Below are 24,052 nucleotides of genomic sequence, written 5' to 3'. Positions count from 1 at the left end.
GTAATGTGGGTGTCGCAGGGAGGGGTTCCGATCGGCCTACCGATTGGAGGATAACACCGTGGCACCACCTAGAATGCCGGAAGCCGTCATCGGGCTCGATGTCGGGAAATTGTCCCATTGGGCATGCGTCGCGACCCGGGACGGCGAGATACTGCTGAGCGCCCCCGTCGCGAACAGGGAGGGCGATCTGGACTCGCTGTTCGGCCGCTTCCCCGACGCGCTCGTGGTTGTCGACCAGTCGCGCTACATAGGCGCCCTCGCGCTCGCCCGCGCCAAGGCGGCCGGGATGTCGGCGGCGTACCTGCCGGGACTCGCGGCACACGGGGCCGCCAGGCTCTTCGCCGGCGACGCCAAGACCGACGAGCGGGACGCAATGGTCATCGCGAAGACGGCGCTGGGCATCCCCGACGCACTCCTGCCGGTCAGGGATCCGGGCCCGACGGTCGCGGCGGCGAGGGCGCTGGCCGCCCAGAGAAACTTCCTGAACTGCGAAAACACCAGGAGCAAGAATCGGCTGCGCAGCATCCTGCTGGAATCGTGCCCCGCCTTCGAGGCGTTGGTCGACCTGTCCGACGGTCCCCAGCTGAGGCTCATGGCATCCCTCGGCGGGGCCTGGTCGGTGGCCGACGCCGGGCCCCGCAGGGCGGCGGCGCTCACGCGCGGGGCGGCGCGCGGCAAGATCGAGGCCCTCGTCCGCTCGACGGCCTCCTCGACAAGGCCGGACGCGGCGGCCATCGCCGCCGAGGACCGGGCGGTGAGGCTGCTCGCGCGCAGGATCTCCGAGAACTCGGCGGAGATCGATGTGATCACGGCGGAGATATCCGCCCTCCTCGAGGGCGACGATACCTACCGATGCCTCCTGACGGTGCCGGGGATCGGCCCCAAAACCGCTTCCGAGCTCGCGATCTCCATAGATATCGAAGACTTCCCAAGCCATGACAGGCTCGCGTCGTACTGCGGCCTGGCGCCGCGCAACCGCCAGTCGGGGACCTCGATTTCCTCGGTGACGGCATCGCGCCAAGGCAACAAGAGGCTGAAGAACCTGCTCATATTCTCGTGCAACTGCCTTACCCGGACAGAGGGAAGATGGGGCGATTACTACGCTAGGTGCCGAGAGCGGGGCATGCCGCACGGCAAGGCGCTCAAGGCGCTGGCACGAAAGAGGCTGAAGGTCATCTACGCGATCATGCGGGACAGGGTGCCCTACGCCGCCTAGTCGAAGCGCTCCGAACAGATTGGAGCCCATCGGCCGAAAGGCCTGGCGTTAGCATGTCGCGATTCAATCTCGAAAACAGCATTGCCCAGTTGACAAAACTATAGGAACACCCCCCTCAATACGACAGCTCAAAAACCCACCGTTCGCAGAAGATAAGCCGCGCCCCAATACCGTTGCCCGAAGTTTCGAGCGTATATGGCGTCCGCTATGCCATCATGCGCGTATGGGAATCGTTCTGTCACATACCACGGCACGCGCTGTATACCAAACAGTCAACTCGCTCGCAAGCCACGCGACCGATCCCATATCTATGGAAAAGATCAAGGTGTCTGCGCCGACCACGTCCAACCTGGAAGCGGCGCGAGCATGGCTCAACAGAAAGAATGTCGATTCTGAAAGCATCCATGTGCTGACGTTTTCCAATAATGCCAAAAGGCACCGCAAGGGCTGCATCTGCCACTGCACGCGCTATACGTTTGATGCAGAAAGCTACCTAGAACTCGAGCCGAACGTCTACATCGTCGATATCAAGCTGTGCGCGTTAGAAGCAGCAGCCGACCTCAACCTTTCGGAGCTCGTTGAGTATTACTTTGAAATCTGCGGCTCCTACGCGCTTGGAACGTCCGACGAAACTCAATATCGCGAGCGCCCAGCCCTAACCAGCGTTGAAGAGCTCAGAGCCTTCTTTTCAGAGGCATCGGGGTATCGTGGATCTAATAAAGCACTTAAGGCACTTTCTTATGTACGCGAAGGCTGTCGCTCCCCACTCGAAACGGCGTTTGTCATGATGCTGACAATGCCCAAGTCAATGGGTGGCTTAGCCATACGCGCTATCAAAACGGACTATCCGATCCCAGTCCCCAAAAGATACGCCGCCCTAACGCGACGGACGGTTTTCTACCTCGACGCGCTGCTCGAAAATTCGATGACCGATATCGAATACAACGGCTTTTACCACGACGAGCCCGAACAGCAATCAATTGACGAGGAACGCCGAAACACGCTGCGAAACATGGGATATGCCGTTATCACAGTTAGTCGTCATTCGTTTTTCAAGCAGTCCGCTTTTAGGCGGGTCATGGAAGCGATTCGCATTCGCGAGAAGATATGGCCCGGTCGACTCCCGGATAACTTCGCCATCCTGCAAGAAACTCTTCGTCAATTTGTCTTGCGGCGCTACTTCGAATACGGTCGCCGCGTCCTGGAGACACTCAAAGAAGAAGAGGCCGCCAAGCGCGAAATTGCAAGCCAATATCCGCAAGCTGATGACCCGAGCATCAACGATGTACCAGAACCCGACGACATGCAACACGTCGGGGCCCTTGCTGAGGAAATCAATGGGCCTTGGGAATGCGACATGTTCGCAAAAATCGATGAAAACCGCACGGAAGACGACACGATTATTGATCTAATTGAGAATTCGCTCTTCTAAAGGCGATCTCTGCGGATGTCCACCTACATTTTTCGACTTATTCGGCCACCGATGTGCCAGATTGGCTGCAGCAATGCTCAATATAACTTTAGATAAAACTGATTCTGCAGGAACTCCCGTAGAGGAAGAACTGATTCTCGCGGTATTCAACACGATAAAGTACAAATATGAACAGTTCTAATGCTTCTCAAGGTGGCTTTCTTAGCATGCTGGCCGAACATCTCGAAATATGTTGGCGAGCATTGCGTCGATGTCTCCCAACCCGCAGAAAATCGCAGAGGCGGCAAGCAGTCATCGAAATTAACGTAAATTGTATTGACATATGAACATGCGCTCATATAATCGGAAGTAAGTTATATGAGCGCATGTTCATATGAAAGGATGTTGCAATGAGCAGCCACGCTGATGAAACAAAGACTGGCATCGAGGCCACCGAGCCGATCGTCCCCACCACCTGCTCGCCCGAGGACCTTCCCGACGAGGAGCTGTTGTACGACCTGGCCGACCTGTTCAAGGTCTTCAGCGACACCACACGCATCAAGATCCTCTATGCCCTCATGGGCCGCGAGCTCTGCGTGGCTGACATCGCCGAAGCGACCGCAACCTCGCAGTCGGCAGTATCGCACCAGCTGCGCACGCTTAAGCAGTCGCACCTGGTCAAGTTCCGCCGCGACGGGCGCAACATTCTCTACTCGCTCGCCGACGATCACGTCTACACCATGCTTAACCAGGGCATGAGCCATATCTGCGAATAGCAATCAACCACGGTATCAGCGCGGCCGGCACCCAGACCGCTAACACAGGGAAAGGAACCCACCATGAAAAAGCAGTTCAAGCTCGACGAGATCGATTGCGCCAACTGCGCGCGCGAGCTTCAGGACGAGCTGGCCAAGCTCGATGGCGTCAAGTCCGTTTCGGTCAACTTTATGACCCAGAAGTTAACGCTCGAGGCCGATGACGCCGAGTTCGACGAGGTCCTCGACCGCGTCGTGGAGTTTACCGCCGACGCCGAGCCGGACTGCGAGATCATTCTCTAGCCCAGATTACGCCAACCTGCAAGGTCGCGCTTGCCGCGGCCTTTGCTCGCGAAATTATATGAGCGAGTGTTCATACATTCAAATGGGAGGATTGAATCATGGCAACCGCCGATCCCAAGAAGAAAAAGAAGAAGCGTAAGAAGAAAGAGTCCCTTGAGCATAAGCGCAACCGTATCCTGGTAGCGCTAGGCATTTTTGCCGTTGTTTATGCCCTCGACGAGCTCGGAGCTCTCACTATCGCATTTGGGGAGCCCGGCAACGTCTACGCCAGTTTCGTGCTGTTCCTCGTGCCGTTTTTAATTGCCGGCTACGACGTGCTCCAAAAGGCATACAACAACATCCGCCGCGGCAAGGCCTTCGACGAAAGCTTCCTCATGGCCGTCGCGACCATCGGCGCGTTTGCCATGGTGCTCTTCCCCGATACCGATCCGCACATGGCCGAAGGCGCCGCTGTCATGCTGTTCTACCAGGTCGGCGAGCTGTTCCAGGCATACGCCGTGGGCAAGAGCCGCAAGTCGATCAGCGCCATGATGGACATCGCACCCGATTATGCCAACGTCGAGCAACTCGACGGCACACTCGAGCAGGTCTTTCCCGATGACATCGCCGTCGGCACCGTCATCGTCGTCAAGCCCGGCGAGCGCGTGCCCATCGACGGCGTCATCGTCGAAGGCGAGACGCAGCTCGATACCGCCGCCCTTACCGGCGAGTCGGTCCCCCGCCCGGCCAAAACCGGAGACGATATCATCAGCGGCTGCATCAACATGACGGGTCTCATCCACGTGCACACCACCAAGCCATTTGGCGAGTCCACCGTCGCGCGCGTCCTGGAGCTCGTAGAAAACGCCAGCGAAAAGAAGGCGCGTACCGAGAACTTCATCACGCGCTTCGCCCGCGTCTACACGCCCGCCGTCACCGGCGCGGCCGCGGTACTCGCGCTCGGCGGCGGCTTGGTCACCGGCGCCTGGTCCGACTGGATCCTGCGCGGCCTGACCTTCCTGGTCGTCAGCTGCCCGTGCGCGCTCGTGATCAGCGTCCCGCTCAGCTTCTTTGGTGGCATCGGCGGCGCGTCCAAGCTGGGAGTTCTCATCAAGGGCTCCAACTACCTCGAGACGCTCGCCGATGTGGATACCGTCGTCTTTGACAAGACCGGCACGCTCACCAACGGCACGTTTTCGGTCGTGGCGGTACACCCCGAGACCGGCTATACCGAGCAGTCACTGCTTGAGGTCGCGGCCCTTGCCGAGTCGTTTTCCGATCACCCCATCGCGCAGTCGGTACGCACCGCCTTCCAGGGCGAGCTCGATCCCAAACGCGTAAGCGACTCCACCAATGACGCGGGCCATGGCGTGACGGCGAATATCGACGGCAAGCGCGTCATCGTCGGCAATGCCAAGATGCTTGCTGCGGCCGGCGTTGAAGCACCGGACTGCGAGGTTGTCGGCACGATCCTCCACGTGCTCGTTGACGGCGTGTACGCCGGCCACATCGTGATTGCAGACACCGTTAAGGCCGATGCGGAGCAAACGATTCGCGACCTGCATGCCGCCGGTATCAACCGCACCGTCATGCTCACGGGCGACCGCGAGGAGGTTGCAGCGTCTGTGGCCAAGCAACTCGGTCTCGACGAGTTCCACGCGCAGCTCCTGCCGGGCGACAAGGTCGAGCGCGTTGAGGCACTACTCGCGGCCGAAAGTGGCAAGGGCAAGCTCGCCTTTGTCGGCGACGGTATCAACGACGCGCCTGTGCTTACGCGCGCCGATGTGGGCATTGCCATGGGCGCCATGGGCTCCGACGCCGCGATCGAGGCCGCCGACGTGGTGCTGATGGACGACAAGCCGTCCAACATTTCCCGCGCGATCCGCGTGGCGCGCAAGACCATGTCGATTGTTTGGCAGAACATAATCTTTGCGCTGGGCATTAAGCTGCTGATCCTTGTGCTGGCAGCGCTGGGTATCGCCAATATGTGGCTTGCCGTCTTTGGCGACGTAGGCGTGGCGATCATCGCTATCCTGAACGCCATGCGCGCGATGGGTGTCAAGAACCTGTAGCGCCTGTGGTCCCTCCGGCCGGGACCGGGCTTGGTTTTTGAAAACGTCCTCGACCAATGAAGCGCCCCCGTTCTGCTCCTTCGGAGCTACGAACGGGGGCGCTTCTGGTCTGCGGAGTGTTTTCAAAAACCAAGCCCGGCCCCGGCCTGCGGTGACGTTGCTGGCGGTTCTTGGGCATCGCTTGCTGGCGGGGTTCCTTGTCTGAGTTGGACTTAGTTGGCGGGGCTATTGATCCCGGTCGCTACCCCGTCTCAGCATCGATCTTAGCTTCTCGAAGCTCTCCTCGCTCAGGCAGTGCTCCATGTGACATCCCTCTTGCGAGGCAACCTCTGCCGAAACGCCTGCGTCCTCTAGCAGCCCTACAAAAAAGCAGTGGCGCTCCCACATTTGACGGGCAACCTCAAGACCGCGTTCCGTCAGATGCACGTCGCGTTTGCCCATCTCCACGTAGCCGGTGCTCTCCAAGGCCGCCATGGCTTTAGAGACGCTTGCCTTGGTTACGCCCAGGTATTCGGCAACGTCAATCGAGCGAACGACGCCCTGGCGCTCCGAGAGCACATAAATAGATTCGAGATAGTCTTCTCCAGATTCACGCAGGGCCATGGGCCGCCTTTCGCGATGGCTTCTAGTTAGCCTTTGGATACTTTTGCTTGATTTACTTTACCGCAAAAGTTGCCTATGTCTTACTACGTTGTCTAAAAAGTTAACCGTGTTTCACAAAACGCACGGGACGAAAACAAAGCGGGGACACGCCCCGCAAGGAGTGCCCCCGACTGCCGGCGCAAAAGGAACGTCCCCAAGTGCCGAATCCGTAGCTATAGCAGGCCAAAGTGCTCGGCGGCATTGTAGATGCCGTCGTCGTCTACGGCGGTCGTCACGTAGGTCGCCGCGGCCTTCACGGTATCCTGCGCGTTGCCCATGGCCACGCTCGTGCCCACGGCGGCAAACATCGACAGGTCGTTCTCGCCGTCGCCAAAGGCAATCGCCTCGCTCGCGTCGATACCAAGCCGCTCGAGCGTCGCCGCCACACCCAGGTCCTTGCCGCCGTTAGCGGGAATAATGTCGCAGAACAGGTCGCACCAGCGCGTGGTGAGCGAATGCGACACGGCGTCGGTCACGATATGCTCGTCGGCCGGATCCACAAAGGCGCAAAACTGGTAGACCGGCGCGTCAAAGGCGTGCTCAAACGGCTCCTCGTGGTAGACAATTCCCGCGTTGCTGCCGGCCGTCACCACGCGCTTGGACAGACGGTTCACAAACGAATTCTCGCCCTGCATGCACAGTGAGTCGTAGCGTCCCTGCGCCACCTGGTCCACAATCACCGCAACGTCGTCCGGATCGATCGGGCAGCTGCGATAAACGCCCTTGGCATCAAAACAGTGCTGACCCGAAAGCGTAATGTACGCATCCCAACCCAAGTCGAACAGCCAATCCGGCATCTGGTAGGTCGGGCGACCCGTGGCGATTATGCACGCAATCCCCTGCTCGCGAAAGCTGTCGAGCGCCTGCTGCGCCGACGCCGGAATCCGATGGGTCTTAAAGCTCAGCAACGTGCCGTCGATATCGAAAAATGCGGCCTTGATCATCCTTGCCTACTCCTCGCCCTCGAGCTTCTCGCTCGCCTCGAGCCACGCCATCTCCAGCTCGTCCATGGCGGCGTGAGCCTCGTCAATCTTTGCCTGCTGCTCGCCCAGCGCCGTGTAGTTGGTGGGGTCGACCTGGGCCATCGCGGCCTCGGCCTCCTCCACGCGAGCGCGCTGCGTCTCCATTTTGCGCTCAAGCGAGCTCACCTCGCGGCGGAGCTTCTGGCGCTCGGCGTTGGAAAGACCATTGGGCTGGCCGCTCGACTTGGGCTTTTCGGCCGCAGTTGCCGCGGCACCGGTGTCAAACGTGCCGGTCTTGGCGCTCGGCGCACCCACGGGCTCGCCCTCGGCGGTGGCGTTGCACAGGCGCAGGTACTGGTCGACGCCGCCGGGCATATGCGTCAGATGGCCGTCAAGCAGCGCCCACTGCTGGTCGGTCACGCGCTCCATCAAGAAGCGGTCGTGCGTCACCAGGATCAGCGTGCCGGGCCAGCCGTCGAGCAGATCCTCGACAATCGCGAGCATGTCGGTATCCAGGTCGTTACCGGGCTCGTCCAGGATAAGCACGTTGGGCTCGTCCAGGATCGTCAGCAACAGCGACAGGCGACGGCGCTGGCCGCCCGAAAGATCGCCGATGCGGCTCCAGAGCTGCTGGGTCGTAAAGCCCAGGCGCTCGCAGAGCTTCTCGGGCGAAGTCTCCTTGCCGTCGATGACGTAGTACTTCTTATAGTTGCCGAGCACCTCGCGGATCGTATCGCCCATGTAGGGCTCGAGCTCCTCGAGCTGCTGCGACAGCACGCCAAAGCGCACCGTCTGGCCAATCTTCACGCGACCGCGCAGGGGCGCGATCTTGCCCTGGATCACGTCGAGCAAGGTCGACTTGCCGGCGCCGTTCTCGCCCAAAAGACCATAGCGGTCGCCCGCGCCGATAAGCCAAGTCACGTCCGAGAGCACCTGCTTGGGCGCGCCATCGGTATCCGCATAGCCGGCGTCCACGTCGACCACGTCGATAACCTGCTTGCCCAGGCGGCTCACCGCCAGGCGCTTGAGCTCCAGCTCGTCGCGCACGGGCGGCACGTCGGCGATGAGCTCGCGAGCGGCATCCACGCGAAACTTGGGCTTGGTGGAGCGCGCCTGGGCGCCGCGGCTCAGCCACGCGAGCTCCTTGCGCGCCATGTTGCGACGGCGTTCCTCGGTAACGGCGGCCATGCGGTCGCGCTCCACGCGCTGCAGGATGTAGGCCGAGTAGCCGCCCTCGAAGGGGTCGACCTGTCCGTCGTGGACCTCCCACATGCTGGTGCAGACCTCGTCCAAGAACCAGCGGTCGTGCGTGACCACGAGCATGGCGCCCTGACCGCGCTGCCAGCGGGCATTTAAGTGGCGCGCGAGCCAGTTGATGGTGCGCATGTCCAGGTGGTTGGTGGGCTCGTCGAGCATAAGCACGTCGTAGTCGCCAATCAGCAGGCGCGCGAGGTCCACGCGACGGCGCTGACCGCCCGAAAGCTCGCCCACCGTGCCCTCCCAGGGCACATCGCTAATAAGACCGGCCAGAATCTGGCGCGTACGCGGGCTCGAGGCCCACTCGTACTCGGGCGTGTCACCGACGACGGCATGATGCACGGTGTCGGTATCGACCAGGTTGTCCTTTTGGCCGAGCAATCCGATCGTCGTGTCGCGGCGATGCGTCACGCGGCCGTCGTCGGGCTCCAACGTGCCGGCGAGTACGCTCAGCAGCGTCGACTTTCCATCGCCGTTTTTGCCGACGATACCAATGCGGTCGCCCTCGCCCACGCCGAGCGTCACGCTATCGAAAATATGCTTGGTGGGAAACTCTAGGCTGACGGAATCGCATCCCAAAAGAATCGCCATATGCCCTGCTCCTTCGTAGAAATTCAACGTTGTCCATGATAGCAGCGAAAAGGCGGGCCGCACACGACACAAAAAGGCGGGCCATCTCACGCAAGAGATGACCCGCCTCTCCAATCAGTCCCGCGGCAACCGTGGCCGCCGCGGGCCTCAAGCATGTCCCGGACTAGGAGAACATGCCGGTGAGGTAATCATTCAGCCGCTTATCCTTGGGCCGTTGGAAAATCTCGTCAGTCTCGTCGTACTCGACCATATCGCCCATGTAGAAGAACGCCGTGCGGTTGGACACACGCGACGCCTGCTCCATGTTGTGCGTCACGATGACGATGGCGCGGTCGACAACGATCGATGACATGAGGTCCTCGATCGCCAGCGTCGAGATGGGGTCGAGCGCCGAGCAGGGCTCGTCGAACAGAATCACGTCGGGGTTGAGCGCCAGCGTGCGTGCAATGCACAAACGCTGCTGCTGGCCGCCCGAAAGCGCGTAGGCACTCTTGTCGAGCTTGTCCTTGACCTCGTCCCACAGCGCCGCACCACGCAGACTTTCCTCGACCATACGATCAAGCTCGTCGCGGTCGGTAATGCCGTGACGCCTGGGCGCAAACGTAATGTTGTCGCGAATGGACTTGCGGAAAGGGTTGGGCTGTTGGAATACCATGCCAATGGAGCGACGCAACTCGTAGGTGTTCTCGGTCTTGGTGTTCACGTTGCGCCCGCGGTAGTTGATCTCGCCCTCCACGCGGCAGCCGCGAATCTCGCGATTCATCAGGTTGAGGCTGCGTAAGAAGGTCGACTTACCGCAGCCCGAAGGCCCGATGAGCGCCGTGATCTCGCCCTTGTGAAAGTCGAGCGACGTATCGTGCAGGGCATGGTGGTCGCCATAGTACACGTTGACGTCCTTGGTGGAGAGCACGACCTCGTCGCTCACGGCCTTGCCGCTCGCGCGCACGCGCTTCTCGCTCTCCCCCACGCTCGACAGGAAGTTCTGGGTCTCGGACGGTGCCGCTTCGGCTGCGGGTGTTGCTTTCATCTCGCTCACTCGGCCGTCATCCTCCTTGCCAGTTGCTTGCCCACGATACGGGCGATTACGTTAAACAGCAGCACGCAAATCATCAGCAGTGCAGCGGTGCCCCAAACGATCTGCTGAGCCTCGGGGCTGCCCTCGCCATAGATCTTGTAGATGTGCACGGCGAGCGACTCGCCGGGACGGAACACGTTCCAGGCGCAGGTGGGGCTCGACAGGTTAAAGCTCAAGAAGTTCAGACGCACCGGCGAGCTCATGCCCGAGGTAAAGAGCAGTGCCGCGGCCTCGCCAAACACACGGCCGGCCGAAAGCACAATGCCGGTCACGATGGCGGGCATGGCCTCGGGAATCAGGATGTGCAGCGTGGCCTCCCAGCGGGTAAGGCCCATGGCCAGGCATGCATCGCGCTGGGCCTGTGGCACGTCCTCGAGCGCCTGCTGGATCACGCGCACCAGGATGGGGATATTGAACATGGTGAGCGCGACAGCGCCGGAGATGATGGAGTACTTCCAGCCCAGCTGCACCGAGAACACCAGAAAGCCGAACATGCCGACGACGATGGAAGGCAACGAGGACAGCGTCTCGATGGCGGTAGAGGCGATGTCGCGGATAGGGCCGTTCGGCGCGTACTCAACCAGGAAGACCGCCCCGCCCAGACTGATGGGCACCGAGATGACCAGAGTGATCAGCAGCAGGTAGAACGAGTCGAACAGCTGGTAGAGCACGCCACCCTGGGTACCGTTGGCGCGCGACGGCTGCGTGAGAAAGCCCGGCTGGAACAGCGTCGAGACGCCCTCGAACAGGATATAGGCCACCATGGAGACGACGATGAGCATGACGATGGCGGCGATCGCCGTCAGCACGCCCGTGGCGATGCGGTCCTGCTTTTGGACGCGCCCGAACCTCGCCTCGTCGATATGGATGCGCGTGCTAGCCACGAGCCTTCGCCCCCTTGCGGCCGATAAGGTGGATGATCAGGATGAAGATGAGGCTCATGCCCATCAGCAGCAGACCGAGCGCCCACAGAACATCGTCCTGGGCCGAGCCCTCGGCATAGACCGCCATAGACGTGGTGAGCGTGGTGGTGATGGTGGACGCCGGCGACAGCAGCGACGTCGGCATGGCCTCGATGCCGCCGATGACCATACGCACGGCGAGCGTCTCGCCAAAGGCACGCGTCATGCCAAGGATGACCGCGGTCATGAGCGACGGCATGGCGGACTTGAGCACCACGTGCCAGATGGTCTGCCAGCGGGTGTAGCCCAGAGCGAGCGAGCCCTGGCGGTAGCTGTCGGGCACGGCGCGCAGACCATCGACCGAAAGGGTGGTCATGGTCGGCAGGATCATGACGGCCAGCACGATGGCGCCGGGCAAGATGCCCAGACCCGTGCTCACGTGGAAAACGCTCTTCATAAGGCCGACGACCACGTGAAAGCCGATGAGGCCAAAGACGACCGAGGGAATGCCGGTCAAAAGCTCAATAAGCGGCTGAAAGATCTTGGAACCAAACTTAGGTCGAATCTCGACCGCAAAGATGGCAGAGCCGATGGCGATGGGCAGCGCGATGAGCGTGGAGAGCACCATGACCGCAAACGAGGTGACGATCAGGGGCAGGGCGCCGGTATAGGGCAGGCCGTTTTTAGCCGTGTTGGCCAGGTCCCACTTGGTGCCGGTAAAGAACTCGACGACCGAAACGCCGTCCTTGAGAAAAGCCGAGAGGCCCTTTTGGGCGACCATAAAGATGAGCGCGGCAACGACAAGCGTCACGAGCGCTACGCACGCACCCGTGACGCCCAGGCCCACGTTCTCAAGGTCGCGCTTTGGCAGTTGCTTTGCCATTGCAAACCTTTCCGGGGCGATTACTTATTTAGCAGAAACCTTGCCGCTGGCGTCCTTGACGACCTTCATGGCAGAGACGGGGATGAAGCCCTGCTCCTCGACGAGCTTGCCCTGGACGTCGTCGGAAAGCATGAACTCCAGGAAGGCCTTGGTGGCCTCGTCGGCGTCCTTAGCGCAGTACATGTGCTCGGTAGCCCAGATCTTAAAGGAGTCGTCGGTGACGTTTGCGCTCTTGGGCTCCACGCCCTCGACCTTGATGGCGTTGAACTTGGAGTCATCGAAGTGCGAGAAGTCCAGGTAGGAGATGGCGTTGTCGGTGCTGCCCATCTGAGTCTGGACATCGCCGGACTTGTCGAGCTCGGCGTCGCCCTTAAAGTCGACGGCCTCGTCGCCAAAGACGGCTGCCTCGAAGGTGGCTCGGGTACCGGAGCCGGCCTTGCGGTTGAGCACGACGATGGTGGCGTCGTCGCCGCCGACCTCCTTCCAGTTGGTGATCTGGCCGGAGAAGATGCCCTTGAGCTGCTCAAGGGACAGGTCGTCGACCGTCACGTTCTTGGAGACGACGGGACCCATGCCCACAACGGCGACCTCGTGGTCGACGAGGTTCTTGACCTGGTCGGCCTCGAGCTTGGTCTCGGCGAAGACGTCGGAGTTACCGATGGTAACGGTACCGGCGGCGACAGCGGTCAGGCCCTTGCCCGAACCGTTGCCCGAGCCGGAGACGGAGACGTCCGGGTTGGCATCCATGAACTTCTCGGCAGCGGCCTCGACGAGAGCCTGGAACGAAGAGGCACCGTCGTAGGTCACCTCGCCGGAGACGGACTCGGCAGCAGCGGCGCTACCCTTGTCGGCAGCGTTGGAAGCGCCTGCGCCACCGCAGCCAACGAGGCCGAGGCCGACGATGCTGGCAAGACCACCAGCGAGGCCGAGGAACTGACGACGAGAATAAGCCTGATCGAGCATGATCTTCCTTTCATACATGCGAATCGCGGGCACCCTGCCCGCTTTGCTGTTTGGAAAGATACGGCCCCGACCGGGCAGCGCTCGCGCCAACTGCGGTTTCTTACGGGCATCTGATAGACCCTTACCGCAAGCGCGGCTCGGCTTTACAAACGAATAACAAATTCACCACCAAGCATGACCCGCCTTTTACACCAATAAAAACGAAGTTGCGGTGAAATAATTCCTGTTTGGCCATCAAATGGCCCATTCTAGGAACTATTCCACCGCAACTTAGATTAGGAAACCGCGTAACCTTAAAGCTCCAGTTCGTTTAGACGAAGGATTGCCACGATATAGATCTTGAGTGCTTGCTTGAGCTGCTCCTCGTTGGCGCACTCGTTGGGGCCGTGCATCTGGCCGCCCCATGCGGGCAGCTCCAGGCCGGTCTCCTCTGGGCCAAACGAGACGGCGCGGGCAAAGTTGCGCGCATACGTGCCGCCGCCCATGGCAAAGGGCTCGGCATGCTTGCCCGTGAACTCGTTATAGGTATCGATAAGCGCCTTCACGGCCGGATCGTCGGCAGAGACCGAGAACGGCACCTTTGCACGACCCACACGACACGTCACGCCAAAGCGCCCCACGAGCGGGTCGAGCTGCTCGCGGATGGTATCGGCACTCGTGCTGTCGGGGAAGCGCACGTCGATGACCTGCTCAATATGGCCATCCGCCACGCGAATGACGCCAGCGTTGCAGGTAAGCGGGCCAAACGCCGGACTCGTCGCATCGATACCCAGGCCGCGGCCATAGGCATCCGCATGCACAAAGGCCAGGAACTTGACGAACTCGTGCTCGGCAGGCGTCAGCAGGCGCTCATCGCGTGCACCAAACGCGTCCTCGGCCTCGCGCAGATACGACACGATCAGGCCGACGGCGTTGATGGTGCCCTCAGGCATCGAAGCGTGGCCGCCAATACCGTGGGCGAAAATCTGCGCATGCCCGTTATCAAGCGCCGTGATCTCCAGGCGGTCGACGTTCTCAACGGGCGCCGGCAGCTCATCGGCGGCAATTGCAAGCTCGCAGATGGACTGCGACGGAATGGCATTGCTCGCCTCGGAGCCGCTCCACGACACGATGCGCCCGCCGTCGATCTTGGGGCTCACGAACGTCGCCCCAAACTGGCCCTTCTCGGCATTGCAGACCGGGAACTCGGCATCGGGCGTAAACAGAAAGTCAGGATTCGCGTAGTTCTCCAGATAATGGTGAACGTCGGACATGCCCACTTCCTCATCGCAGCCCAGCAGCGCGCGGAAGGTGTAGCGCGGAACGATGCCGTGCTTGAGCAGGTAGGCGCCGGCGTAGAGCGACAGCACGGCCGGACCCTTGTCGTCGATCACGCCGCGGCCGAGCAGCCAGTCCTCGCGACGCTCCATCGCAAACGGGTCGGTGTTCCAGCCGGGGCCTGCGGGCACCACGTCCACATGACAGATAGTCGCAAGCTGCTTATCGCCGCGGCCCGGGATATCGGCAATGCCCACATAACCCTCGTCATCGCTCGTCTGGTAGCCGAGCTTTTGCGCGATGCCGAGCGCGCAATCGAGCGCATCACGAACCGGGCGGCCAAACGGCGCACCGGGCTCTGCATCAGCAGAAACTGCCACGGACGGATAACTCACCAGCTGCTCGATATCGGCGACGACATCCTCCCAGACCTCGTCGACATACTCGGCAACGCTCTGCTCCACCTGATTCATGGACGACCTCCTTAGCAATGAGCGGCGAGCGTGCCCGCCCCTCACATCACGTCATTAGATAGCGAAAAGTTTAGCAAGCTCGGCCACCGAGTGCACCACCGCATCGGCGCCCGCTGCCTCGTGCTCCCCCGGCGCCGCCGCACCCGAATAAATGCCGATGCACGGCACGCTCATCGCGTGCGCGCCTTCCACGTCGTTAAAGCGATCGCCGATCATCACGGCATCGCCCGCCGTCGCGCCGAGCGCCGCCAGGGCATCGCGAACCGAATCGGCCTTGGTCTCGCGCCCCTGCGACGGATTCATGCCGACCACCGCCTCAAACTGAGAAAGCCCGAGCTCACGTACCATATCGATGCACTTTGCCTCCATGCGCGACGTCGCCACGGCCATACGCTTGCCCCGGGCGGCCAACCCATCCAGAAACTCGGGGACCCCGTCGAACACGGGATACTCCTCCGGTCCCAGCTCATCAAAAAAAGCACGGTACTCGTCGGCCACCACAAGCGACTCCTCGCGGGAAAAGCCGTAAAAGTCGTGAAAGCTCTTCCACAGGGGCGGCCCGATCATGCGGCGCAGATCACCCATCTGCGCCTCCGAAAACCCGCGCGCAGCCAGCGTCTTGCACGTCGAGGTCATCACCGCCCGGCCCGTATCTGCCACCGTGCCGTCAAAATCGAACAGCACGACCGGCCGTTTGCCTATCTCCAACGCCCCCATCGGCATTCCTCTTCCCCAGTTGACGATTTCCACACCGACACTTCAAACTGTTGACTATTCAACAATTGAACCTAGTAATGTGGAACGACTCTACTATACTTGTCGCACTTTGCTCTCAGAAGGCGGCGCACAAGCGCTCCAACGAAAGGTGCAATTATGTCTTTTGCCATCATAACCGACTCCACGTCGGACATCTCCCCCGCCCGCGCCCAAGAGCTCGGCATTTACGTGATTCCGCTGCATGTGATTATCGAGGGCGAGGATCTGCTCGACCAGGTGCAGATTACCGCCGGGGAGTACGTCGCGCGCATGGCCGGCTCCGAGCAGCTGCCGCACACCTCGCAGCCGAGCGCCGGCGAGTTCAAGGCGCTCTTTGACCGCGTGCTCGCCGACGGCCATGATAGTGCCATCTTTATCTCGCTGTGCAGCGAGTGGTCTGCCTGCTACGCCAACGCCAGCCTGACGGCCGAAACGCACGAGCTCGACGTGCGCTGCATCGATTCGCGCACCGGTTCGGGCGCCGAGGGTTTGCTGGTGGAGTACGCGCTGGCCATGCGCGAGGACGGCCGCAGCCTGGACGAGACCGAGGCGCAGATCCGTGCGACGCTGCCCGACGCCCATCTGCTGCTGATTCCGCGCACACTCGAGAACCTGGTCAAGAACGGCCGCGCGCCCAAGCTCGCTGGCCAGCTGACGCAGATGCTCAACATTCGTCTGGCCGTTTCGCCGGAGTGGAAATCGGGCGAGATCAAGGCCATCAAAAAGGGCCGCGGCGCCAAGCGCATCGTCGCCAACACCATGGCCGATTGCCTCGCATTTTTGGCCGAGCACCCGGGCTCTAGCGTGCGCGTGCTCACAACCGGCGCCACCGAGGAGCACGAGCTCGTCAGCCAAGCGCTCGCGGGCCAAGACTACGTAGACGCCGGCACCGGCCCCATCGGCTGCACCATCGCCACCCACGTAGGCGTCGACGCCATCGCCATCAGCTACTGCCCCCGCTACCAGCCCATCCACTAGGGGCACCTTTACCACTTGCGGTGGAATAGGGACTGTTTTTTGGCGTATGGCCACAAATCAATCCCTATTTCACCGCAACTTCTTTTGCTGAGCCATCCATATACAAGATATGCTGACGATCGGCGCATTCCCAGCTGTTTAGGGGAGCTTCGACTAGCCCCTAGCGGTACCCGGTGGGCAAAAAATGGCAAATATGAGTACTGTCATAAATTTAGTAACAGCAAAATTTCGCTGAAATTGCCCGCTCCCACCGATTTCAAGCTCCATAAAGCCCCGAATCGTCGTGTTTAGGGGGGGGGTGAATATACTAAAACTCAGTCAATTGGTCTTAGATGCTTCTCAAATGATATGAGACTAACCGGGCAACAGTACTCATATTTGCCATTTTTTGCCCACCGGGTCTGAATGAGGTCCGCTCTTTACGCCTCCGGCTACCCATATGACCGCAAACCCTGATTATCAAGGGCCGTCGCGCGCCTTGGCATCGACCGAAAGCCGCTCGCAGAATAATCCCTTGCCATTAGCAAACTTGAATCGAAATTACATATCCCAAAAAGCCGTAATGCCGTACCCTCGTCTCAACAACTCCAATACAAGGACGGCATTCAAATGGGCAACGCCATGCATCAATACGCCCTCTTTGGGACCGCACAATTTAAATACGATCAGACGATCACACATATATCGGACCAACACCGACAAATCGTCATTTGCAACAACGGTTCAGACGTACGCTACGCAACGCTAGAAGAGTGGGAAGAAGCTGGCGCTTTGTTCGATGAACGAGCACAAATCGAGGGCATCGTCACCAGCGCGAGCCCAGCACGCGATAAACTCGAGCTCTTTCGCAGTCTCTTTACCGGGCGCAAAGATGTTTACGCTCATGGATATCGCAGAAAGGACGGGGGCATTGGCTATACGCCTGCTTGTGCTAATGAGTGGGAGCCAGGAATTTGCCCCAAAGCAGCCCATCAAAGAGTTAAATGTGTAGAATGCAGCAATCGCGTCTTCCCGGAATTAAGCGATGCCGCAATCATTGCTCACTTTAAAGGCAACGATGACCGGTTCCGCGATGTCCTCGGGCAATATGTTCTCGATAGGAACTGCAACACGAAAGTTCTCGTCATCGATTTTGACAAAGCGGACTGGAAAGAGGCAACAAATGCCGTACGGCTTGTTGCAATACGACGGGGCATTAACGCCGCCGTTGAGCGCTCAAGGTCCGGCAACGGCGCCCACATCTGGTTTTTCTTCCTCGAGCCAATCAGCGCAAAGGCTGCCCGAGAGTTTGGAAGTTGCCTCATAACCGAAGCTGCGGCGCATAATAAGACAATCACGTTCGAGGCCTTTGATCGAATGCTACCCGCTCAGGCCACTATTCCCGATGGAGGCTTCGGAAACCTCATCGCACTCCCCTTTCAAGGCAAGGCGCAACGTGAAGGAAACAGTGTATTTGTAGACGAACAATTCAAGCCCTTTCCCGACCAATGGCTCTATCTATCACAAGTCCAGCTGATTCCGCGCTCGACGGTGCAAGATCTGATTGAGGCCCCTGGAAACAACCCACACGGACCAGCAACAACTACGGTGGCAAACAAGGGCAAACGGTATGCCCAAAGACCACGAAAGCGACTACCACTCACATCGCGGGACTTTCCCTCATCGCTGCCCGTTATTCAAGCCGATATGCTGTACATCCCCGAGAAGTCTCTGAGTCCAGCAGCTCAAATGGAAATCCGCGGACTTGCGACATTTGCCAATCCGGCATTCTATCGCGCGCAGTCCATGCATCAATCAGTATTCGGCAAACCGCGACTCATAGACCTTAGCGAACTGAGAGATGGTCATGTTGCAATTCCCCGGGGCTGCAAAACTCAACTTGAGCGGCTAGTTCAAGAGACCGGCGTTACCGCCCACTATTCAGACGAGCGCAAATCGGGCAATCCGATTGTTATGGCATTTAAAGGAGTCCTTCGCCCTGAGCAGCAAATCGCCGCTGATCAGATGCTCATATACGAAGACGGAATCATGTCCGCGCCGACAGGCTTCGGTAAAACAGTCGTCGGAGCTTATCTTATTGCATCCATTGGTCTTCCAACGCTCGTCATCGTTCCCAAAACCGCACTCATAACCCAATGGAAATCCCAGCTCGAGCGATTTATCGACATTACGGACAACAGGGAGCCCGTCCGAACCCCAAAAGGACGAATCAGCAAAAGGCAGCCTCCGGTCATCGGACAAATAGGAGGAGGCAAAATGGCCGTAAGCGGCCTCGTCGACATCGCTTCGTTCCAGTCGTTATCTGGCAAAGACCGTCAAACCGGAGAGCCGATAGTTAAGGGCCTTGTTCGTAATTACGGCCTCATTATCTGCGACGAATGCCACCATGCCGCCGCACCACAGCTCGAGCTTATTCTCAAGTCCGCCCCGGCCAAATACGTATACGGCCTTTCTGCGACGCCCGAACGATCCGACGGCCTTACGCGGGCGCTCTCCATGCTCTGCGGCCCGCTCCGTTATGTTATCGATCCAAAAGCGCAAGCGATTCAGCAGGGCATCCAGCGCATCGTACGGCCTCGTTTTACTGGAATTCGACTACCCGCCTACGAGCCAGGTGCAAGCTTCAATCAGATTCTCGACCTGCTGTGCACGCATGCAGCTAGAAACGAATTGATTGTCAACGACGCTATTGAAGCTGCGTCAAACGGCCGGCATCCGCTCGTGCTGACTAAAAGGAAAAAGCATGCCGAGGAGCTGTTCGGGATGCTCAAAAACCAAGGACACGAACCCGTTCTCCTGACCGGGGAAATCGACGCCAAAGAAAGAAAAACGATACTGAGCAGTCTTCCCCGCTTCGAGCATGAACATCGAATCATCGTCGCCACCGAAAGCCTTTTGGGCGAGGGCTTCGATCTGTCCTACCTTGACACTCTACTCATTGCCACGCCGATATCGTGGGACGGCAGCATCACGCAGCAGGCAGGCAGGCTCCATAGAAGCCACGAGGGCAAGCGACGGGTTGAGATATTCGACTACGTTGATTTATCTATACCCATGCTCGCCCGCATGTACCAGAAGAGACTCAAGACCTACGCCAAGCTCGGGTACGAAGTCTACGTGACCGGAGGCAGCGAGCAGTCCGATCAAAACATTCTCATAGAACCGGCTAATGCCGTAGAGACTCTGGTTGAAGACATCGTTGGCGCCGCTAAGAGCATCTTCATTGCCGCGCCCTACGCATCCGCCGCCTGCCTCGCAAAGCTCGGCGATGCAATCAAAGGTGCCACTGCCCGAGGGATTGCTCTTGAGTTTTTCATTGCCTCGACTCCGCGCGAAGATGCAAGCGAGACTTTGGCAAAAATGAACGTCGAGCATGCCATTAGAGCAGAAGGACGTTTGTGTGCAGCGATAATTGACGAAGAAACTATCTGGTACGGAACGATCCCGCTACTAGCTTTCCCCAAGAAAGAAGACTGCAGCATCAGGTTCAAAAACAGCGAGATCGCAGCGGAGCTCTTAGACGAAATCAACCACAAGGGAAAGCCAGATGCCACGTCAACAGGCAGGACATCCCCACCACTTGCGGTGGAATAGGGACTGTTTTTGGCTTATCAGCCGCAAATCAATCCCTATTCCACCGCAACTTAGAAATCGGCAATCAGCCCTGCGGGCCCCGGAACAGTTCCTCATGCGAGCCCATTCTGACCAGTCGGATCACAGGATTAGTCTTATGCGGCAAGTACAGAACGACCACATCGACCAACCCATCGGATAGATGGAAATCGATGTGGCCGTTGTAATTGCCGCCCGGGTTTGAAAGCTCATGGGCGCCATATTCCGCGGGAAGCGAGCCGCGAGCTGCAAGCTCTGCGACTGCCGCCTTAAACTCGGTTTTTAGCTGCGGATGGATGCGCGTCGTCCGTTTGTAATCCGCCTTAAACTGAGCCTCGACTTTAATCTCAAACATCGCTAGTCCTCATCGAGGAACGATATAAGCTCATCAGCGTTATTGAATGACGGGCTGTCGTCTGGCAGAATCCCCAACTCATGAGCCTCGGCAATCACCATGGCGCGCCTCGTCGCCTCGTTGGGAACTTCGGGCCGACCCACAATCTCAAACGGAATCTTTCGCTGATTTACCAGCTGCCGAACAGCAAGGTTGAGATACGAATTGAGACTCAGGCCAACTGTATCCAAGAACTCAGTCGCCTGTTCCTTGAGCCCCTCTTCGATGCGAACCGTCGTAGGCTTAACCGTTGCAGTAGACATACGCGACCTCCTCGCTCTCGTCTTTTGCATCAGTATACCCAGTTTAGAAGGCAGACTGATGTTAAATAGCATCAGTCTGCCTTCTCGTCACTACAACGACAGGCGCGCTCGCCCTACATCAGCCCGCTCAGGGCGATATCGACGGCCTCGTTGAGGTCGTCGGTAATGTGCACCAGCTCCGGATCGAGCGGGCTAATCATACCGGCGTCCATCACCGGGCCGTTGAGCCAATCGAACAGGCCCTGCCAGTACTCGGTGCCCACCAAAACGAGCGGCATACGCTTGACCTTGTGCGTCTGCACCAGCGTGAGCACCTCGAACATCTCGTCGAGCGTGCCAAAGCCGCCGGGAAACACGATGGCGCCCGAGCTGTATTTGACGAACATGGTCTTGCGCACAAAGAAGTAACGAAAATCCATGCCGAGGTTCACGTATTTGTTGAGCCCGTGTTCGTGCGGAAGCTCGATACCCAAGCCGACCGACTTGCCGTTCACGCTCGCCGCTCCCCTGTTGGCCGCCTCCATGACGCCGGGGCCACCGCCGGTGATAACCGCCACGCCGCGTTGGGCGATTTTGCGACCGACCGTGCGAGCCGCCTTGTAGAGCGGATCTGTCTTGGGCGTGCGGGCACTGCCGAAGATGGTCACCGCAGGACCAAGCTCGGCAAGCGCGCCAAAGCCATCGACGAACTCTGCCTGAATGCGCAGCACGCGCCAGGGGTCGGTGTGCAACCAGTCGGTCGAGTCCTCGGGTGCCAGCAGGTTGGCGTAGGTGTTGTCCTTGGGAATCATGGGGCCGCGCATGACCACGGGACCGCGCCGGTACGTCTCGTCGTAAGCCGGCTCGCCCTCGACGTTCTCATTCTTAATCATGGGCACTCCTATCGAAAATAGAAACGGGCGGGGTCGACGCCATGCGTCAAACACCCGCCCGAACATCAACTATTCGGTATGGTACCCACGATGCATCAAGTGCTTGCAAGGCATCGGTCAGCGGTCGCGGCTCTTAGTAATCCACCGCCGCAGGACTGTTCATCCAGTCGCTCACAAACGCGCCGTAGCGGCCCTCGATAATGGCCTGACGGGCACGCTGCATAAGGTTGAGCAGGTAGTAAATGTTGTGCATCGACAGCAGAATACCGCCGAGCATCTCCTTCTGCGTGACCATGTGACGGATGAGCGCACGGCTGTAGCCGCCCGTGCACACCGGGCAGGTGCAGGTGGGGTCGATGGGGCCGTCGTCGTGCGCAAAGCGCGCGTTGCGGAAGTTAAGGCGACCTTCACTGGAGAACGCCGTACCCATGCGGCCGGTGCGCGTCGGCAGCACGCAGTCGAACATGTCGATGCCCACGCCAACGCCGCGCACGAGCGTGGTAGGGTTGCCGACGCCCATGAGGTAGCGCGGCTTGTGCTTAGGCATGTACTCGGAAACCAGCGGTGCCAGCGTCTCGAACATGGTCTCGTGGTCTTCGCCCACCGAATAGCCGCCGATGCCGTAACCCGGGAAGTCGCCGCACTCCTCCAGATGGCGCAGCGAGCGCAGGCGCAGGTCCAGGTGCATGCCGCCTTGGACGATGCCAAAGAGCGCCTGGTCATCGCGGGTATGCGCCTTATAGCAGCGCTCGGCCCACATACTCGACAGCTCAACGGCGCGCTCGACGTAGGCGCGCGTGGCGGGATAGCCCGGGCACTGGTCGAGCTGCATGCAGATATCGGAGCCGAGCTTCATGGCGATTTCCATGTTGTCCTCGGGCGTCCAGAACACGTGGCGGCCGTCGTAGTCGTTGACGATAAAGCGCACGCCCTCGTCGGTGAGCTTGACGGCGTCGTTGTGGCTGAACACCTGGAAGCCGCCCGAATCGGTAAGAATGGGGCCGTGCCAGTTCATAAACTTGTGCAGGCCGCCCAGCTCGGCAATGGTGTCCTCGCCGGGACGCATGGACAGGTGATAGGTGTTGGCAAGCACGATCTGGGCGCCGAGCTGTTTGACGGTCTCGGTAGGAATACCCTTGACGTTTGCCTTGGTGCCCACGGGCATAAAGATTGGCGTCTCGATATCGCCGTGCGGGGTGTGCAGTACGCCGGCACGCGCGTGCGTCGTCGGGTCCTCGGCGATCAGGTCGAATTTAAAAAGGCTCTGGTCCATAAACTGGAACTCCTTGGTTGCGGTTCATACGCAAACCATTATACGGGCAACCCGCAAGGAGCACCGACTCGACAGAAACTGGTGCAAAGGGGCCATAGTCGTTTAAGTACGTCCCCAGCGACTACATCCAACAGCCAAGGCAACGCCGATGTTCTAGCAACGTCAGCGAGCGGTCGCCAGAGCGAACAAATTGGCATGAAAAGAGGGCGGCATAGACCTTCTGGTCATGCCGCCCTCTTTGAATGACAAGTTGTCGCTCTGGTGACCGCGCAGCGTCGAGCCGTTACGCGGTTTGGTAAAACCGCGTAACCCCTAAGGCCGCTGGCCCATGCCACCCTCGAGGGTGACGGTCTCACCGTTCATGTACTTAAAGTCGGGGCCGCAGAGCTGAACGACCACGCGGCCGATCTCCTTCTCGACGTCGCCGTAATGACCCGCCGGCGGCATATGGACGTTGGCCTTGAACGCCTCGGGATAGGCATCCTGGAAGTTCTCGAGCGCAGCGGTCCAAGCAAGCGGGCACACGATGTTGACGTTGATGCCGTCCTTGCCCCACTCGTTGGCGGCAACGCGGGTCAAGCCGCGGATGCCTTCCTTGGCGGCGGCGTAGCTGCACTGGCCGTAGTTGCCAAACAGACCGGCGCCCGAGGCAAAGTTGACCACGGAACCCTTGGTCTCCTTCAGGTGCGGATAGGCCTTCTGCATGTACAGATAGGTGGCATACAGGCCGGAGTAAATGGCCAGGTTAAACTGGTCCATGGTGTGATCGGCAATGGTCACGCCCGAAGCGCTGGCCTGGGCATTGTTGACGACGGCGTCGATGCGGCCGAACTCCTCGATGGCCTTGTCGATGACGTTCTGGACGACGGCCTCGTTGTCCTGACCAGCCGAGACATCGGCCTGAACAGGCAGAACCTTGACGCCGTAGTCGGCCTCGAGGGACTCCTTGGCAGCCTCGAGCTTGGCAACGTTGCGGCCGGTAATGACGAGGTTTGCGCCCTCCTTGGCAAAAGCGATATCGATGCCGTAACCGATGGAGCCAGCGGAACCGTCCTTGAGCGTGGCCTTGCCGCCGCCGGTGACGATCACGGTCTTACCAGTGAAAAGTCCCATACAAAGTCCTTTCGAATCGCGACGGGCACACCCGCCGACTGCGCGTATCC

21 protein-coding genes are annotated in these 24,052 nt (G+C 59.7%); 7 read left to right on the top strand and 14 right to left on the bottom strand.

All coding sequences use genetic code 11. From position 1 onward, the window contains the following. The first annotated feature begins 58 nt into the window (after positions 1-58). The 5 genes from DW823_RS01115 to DW823_RS01095 all read left to right on the top strand — a co-directional run bounded on the left by DW823_RS01115 (position 59) and on the right by DW823_RS01095 (position 5,736). Positions 59-1,216, top strand: coding sequence for an IS110 family transposase (locus tag DW823_RS01115; protein WP_233542947.1), 1,158 nt, complete (start codon positions 59-61; stop codon positions 1,214-1,216). A gap of 310 nt (positions 1,217-1,526) precedes the next feature. Then, positions 1,527-2,648 carry a hypothetical protein gene (locus DW823_RS01110; protein WP_117817598.1) on the top strand — a complete coding sequence of 374 codons (1,122 nt, stop codon included), beginning with the start codon at positions 1,527-1,529 and terminating at the stop codon, positions 2,646-2,648. Between the two features lie 389 nt (positions 2,649-3,037). Then, entirely contained in the window at positions 3,038-3,403 is a 366-nt protein-coding gene (locus DW823_RS01105; protein WP_055252065.1) for a helix-turn-helix transcriptional regulator, read from the top strand. 63 nt (positions 3,404-3,466) lie between these two features. Then, positions 3,467-3,685, top strand: a complete 219-nt coding sequence (locus DW823_RS01100; protein ID WP_006235433.1) for a cation transporter — start codon at positions 3,467-3,469, stop codon at positions 3,683-3,685. Between the two features lie 98 nt (positions 3,686-3,783). Next, positions 3,784-5,736 carry a heavy metal translocating P-type ATPase gene (locus DW823_RS01095; protein ID WP_199574279.1) on the top strand — a complete coding sequence of 651 codons (1,953 nt, stop codon included), beginning with the start codon at positions 3,784-3,786 and terminating at the stop codon, positions 5,734-5,736. 225 nt (positions 5,737-5,961) lie between these two features. Here the strand turns inward: DW823_RS01095 and DW823_RS01090 are convergent, their stop codons facing one another. The 9 genes from DW823_RS01090 to DW823_RS01050 all read right to left on the bottom strand — a co-directional run bounded on the left by DW823_RS01090 (position 5,962) and on the right by DW823_RS01050 (position 15,491). Further along, the gene (locus tag DW823_RS01090) at positions 5,962-6,339 is read right to left on the bottom strand and encodes a metal-dependent transcriptional regulator (protein WP_118079611.1); all 378 of its coding nucleotides are present in this window, start codon (positions 6,337-6,339) and stop codon (positions 5,962-5,964) included. 212 nt (positions 6,340-6,551) lie between these two features. Then, complete coding sequence (locus DW823_RS01085; RefSeq protein ID WP_118079609.1) at positions 6,552-7,322, bottom strand: Cof-type HAD-IIB family hydrolase; 771 nt, start codon at positions 7,320-7,322, stop codon at positions 6,552-6,554. A gap of 6 nt (positions 7,323-7,328) precedes the next feature. Next, positions 7,329-9,188: an ABC-F family ATP-binding cassette domain-containing protein gene (locus DW823_RS01080; protein WP_118079607.1), complete on the bottom strand. Its 1,860-nt coding sequence runs from the start codon at positions 9,186-9,188 to the stop codon at positions 7,329-7,331. 163 nt (positions 9,189-9,351) lie between these two features. Beyond that, on the bottom strand, positions 9,352-10,113 hold the full coding sequence (gene pstB / locus DW823_RS01075; protein WP_369831680.1) for a phosphate ABC transporter ATP-binding protein PstB: 762 nt from the start codon (positions 10,111-10,113) through the stop codon (positions 9,352-9,354). A 107-nt stretch (positions 10,114-10,220) separates the two neighbouring features. Further along, positions 10,221-11,147, bottom strand: coding sequence for a phosphate ABC transporter permease PstA (gene pstA / locus DW823_RS01070; protein WP_233542946.1), 927 nt, complete (start codon positions 11,145-11,147; stop codon positions 10,221-10,223). Beyond that, positions 11,140-12,048 carry a phosphate ABC transporter permease subunit PstC gene (gene pstC, locus DW823_RS01065; RefSeq protein ID WP_022094994.1) on the bottom strand — a complete coding sequence of 303 codons (909 nt, stop codon included), beginning with the start codon at positions 12,046-12,048 and terminating at the stop codon, positions 11,140-11,142. The genes pstA and pstC overlap by 8 nt, the downstream gene beginning before the upstream one ends. 24 nt (positions 12,049-12,072) lie before the next feature. Beyond that, positions 12,073-13,011 (bottom strand): phosphate ABC transporter substrate-binding protein, encoded by a 939-nt coding sequence (locus DW823_RS01060; RefSeq protein WP_118079605.1) that lies wholly within the window; start codon positions 13,009-13,011, stop codon positions 12,073-12,075. A gap of 293 nt (positions 13,012-13,304) precedes the next feature. Then, the gene (locus tag DW823_RS01055; protein WP_118079603.1) at positions 13,305-14,741 is read right to left on the bottom strand and encodes a M20 family metallopeptidase; all 1,437 of its coding nucleotides are present in this window, start codon (positions 14,739-14,741) and stop codon (positions 13,305-13,307) included. Positions 14,742-14,795: 54 nt separating this feature from the next. Beyond that, entirely contained in the window at positions 14,796-15,491 is a 696-nt protein-coding gene (locus tag DW823_RS01050) for an HAD hydrolase-like protein (RefSeq protein ID WP_233542945.1), read from the bottom strand. 123 nt (positions 15,492-15,614) lie between these two features. On the opposite strand from DW823_RS01050, the gene DW823_RS01045 reads away from it, so the two are divergent. Then, positions 15,615-16,475, top strand: coding sequence for a DegV family protein (locus tag DW823_RS01045; protein WP_118079599.1), 861 nt, complete (start codon positions 15,615-15,617; stop codon positions 16,473-16,475). A 609-nt stretch (positions 16,476-17,084) separates the two neighbouring features. Next, entirely contained in the window at positions 17,085-20,069 is a 2,985-nt protein-coding gene (locus tag DW823_RS01040; protein WP_118079597.1) for a DEAD/DEAH box helicase family protein, read from the top strand. A 64-nt stretch (positions 20,070-20,133) separates the two neighbouring features. Here DW823_RS01040 and DW823_RS01035 read toward each other — a convergent pair whose 3' ends face one another. The 5 genes from DW823_RS01035 to DW823_RS01015 form a co-directional block, all read right to left on the bottom strand. Next, on the bottom strand, positions 20,134-20,442 hold the full coding sequence (locus tag DW823_RS01035) for a type II toxin-antitoxin system YafQ family toxin (RefSeq protein ID WP_118079595.1): 309 nt from the start codon (positions 20,440-20,442) through the stop codon (positions 20,134-20,136). Between the two features lie 2 nt (positions 20,443-20,444). Next, positions 20,445-20,744 (bottom strand): type II toxin-antitoxin system RelB/DinJ family antitoxin, encoded by a 300-nt coding sequence (locus tag DW823_RS01030; protein WP_117637361.1) that lies wholly within the window; start codon positions 20,742-20,744, stop codon positions 20,445-20,447. Positions 20,745-20,857: 113 nt separating this feature from the next. Beyond that, on the bottom strand, positions 20,858-21,616 hold the full coding sequence (locus DW823_RS01025; protein ID WP_118079593.1) for a TIGR00730 family Rossman fold protein: 759 nt from the start codon (positions 21,614-21,616) through the stop codon (positions 20,858-20,860). Between the two features lie 133 nt (positions 21,617-21,749). Further along, positions 21,750-22,889, bottom strand: a complete 1,140-nt coding sequence (gene tgt, locus DW823_RS01020) for a tRNA guanosine(34) transglycosylase Tgt (protein WP_055285790.1) — start codon at positions 22,887-22,889, stop codon at positions 21,750-21,752. 312 nt (positions 22,890-23,201) lie between these two features. Beyond that, the gene (locus DW823_RS01015) at positions 23,202-24,002 is read right to left on the bottom strand and encodes an SDR family NAD(P)-dependent oxidoreductase (RefSeq protein ID WP_118079591.1); all 801 of its coding nucleotides are present in this window, start codon (positions 24,000-24,002) and stop codon (positions 23,202-23,204) included. Positions 24,003-24,052: the final 50 nt, after the last annotated feature.

The organism is Collinsella sp. AM34-10, assembly GCF_003469185.1.
GTDB lineage: Bacteria > Actinomycetota > Coriobacteriia > Coriobacteriales > Coriobacteriaceae > Collinsella.
The sequence above is the reverse complement of the archived record's forward strand: the minus strand, read 5'-3'. Positions and strand labels throughout refer to the sequence as shown.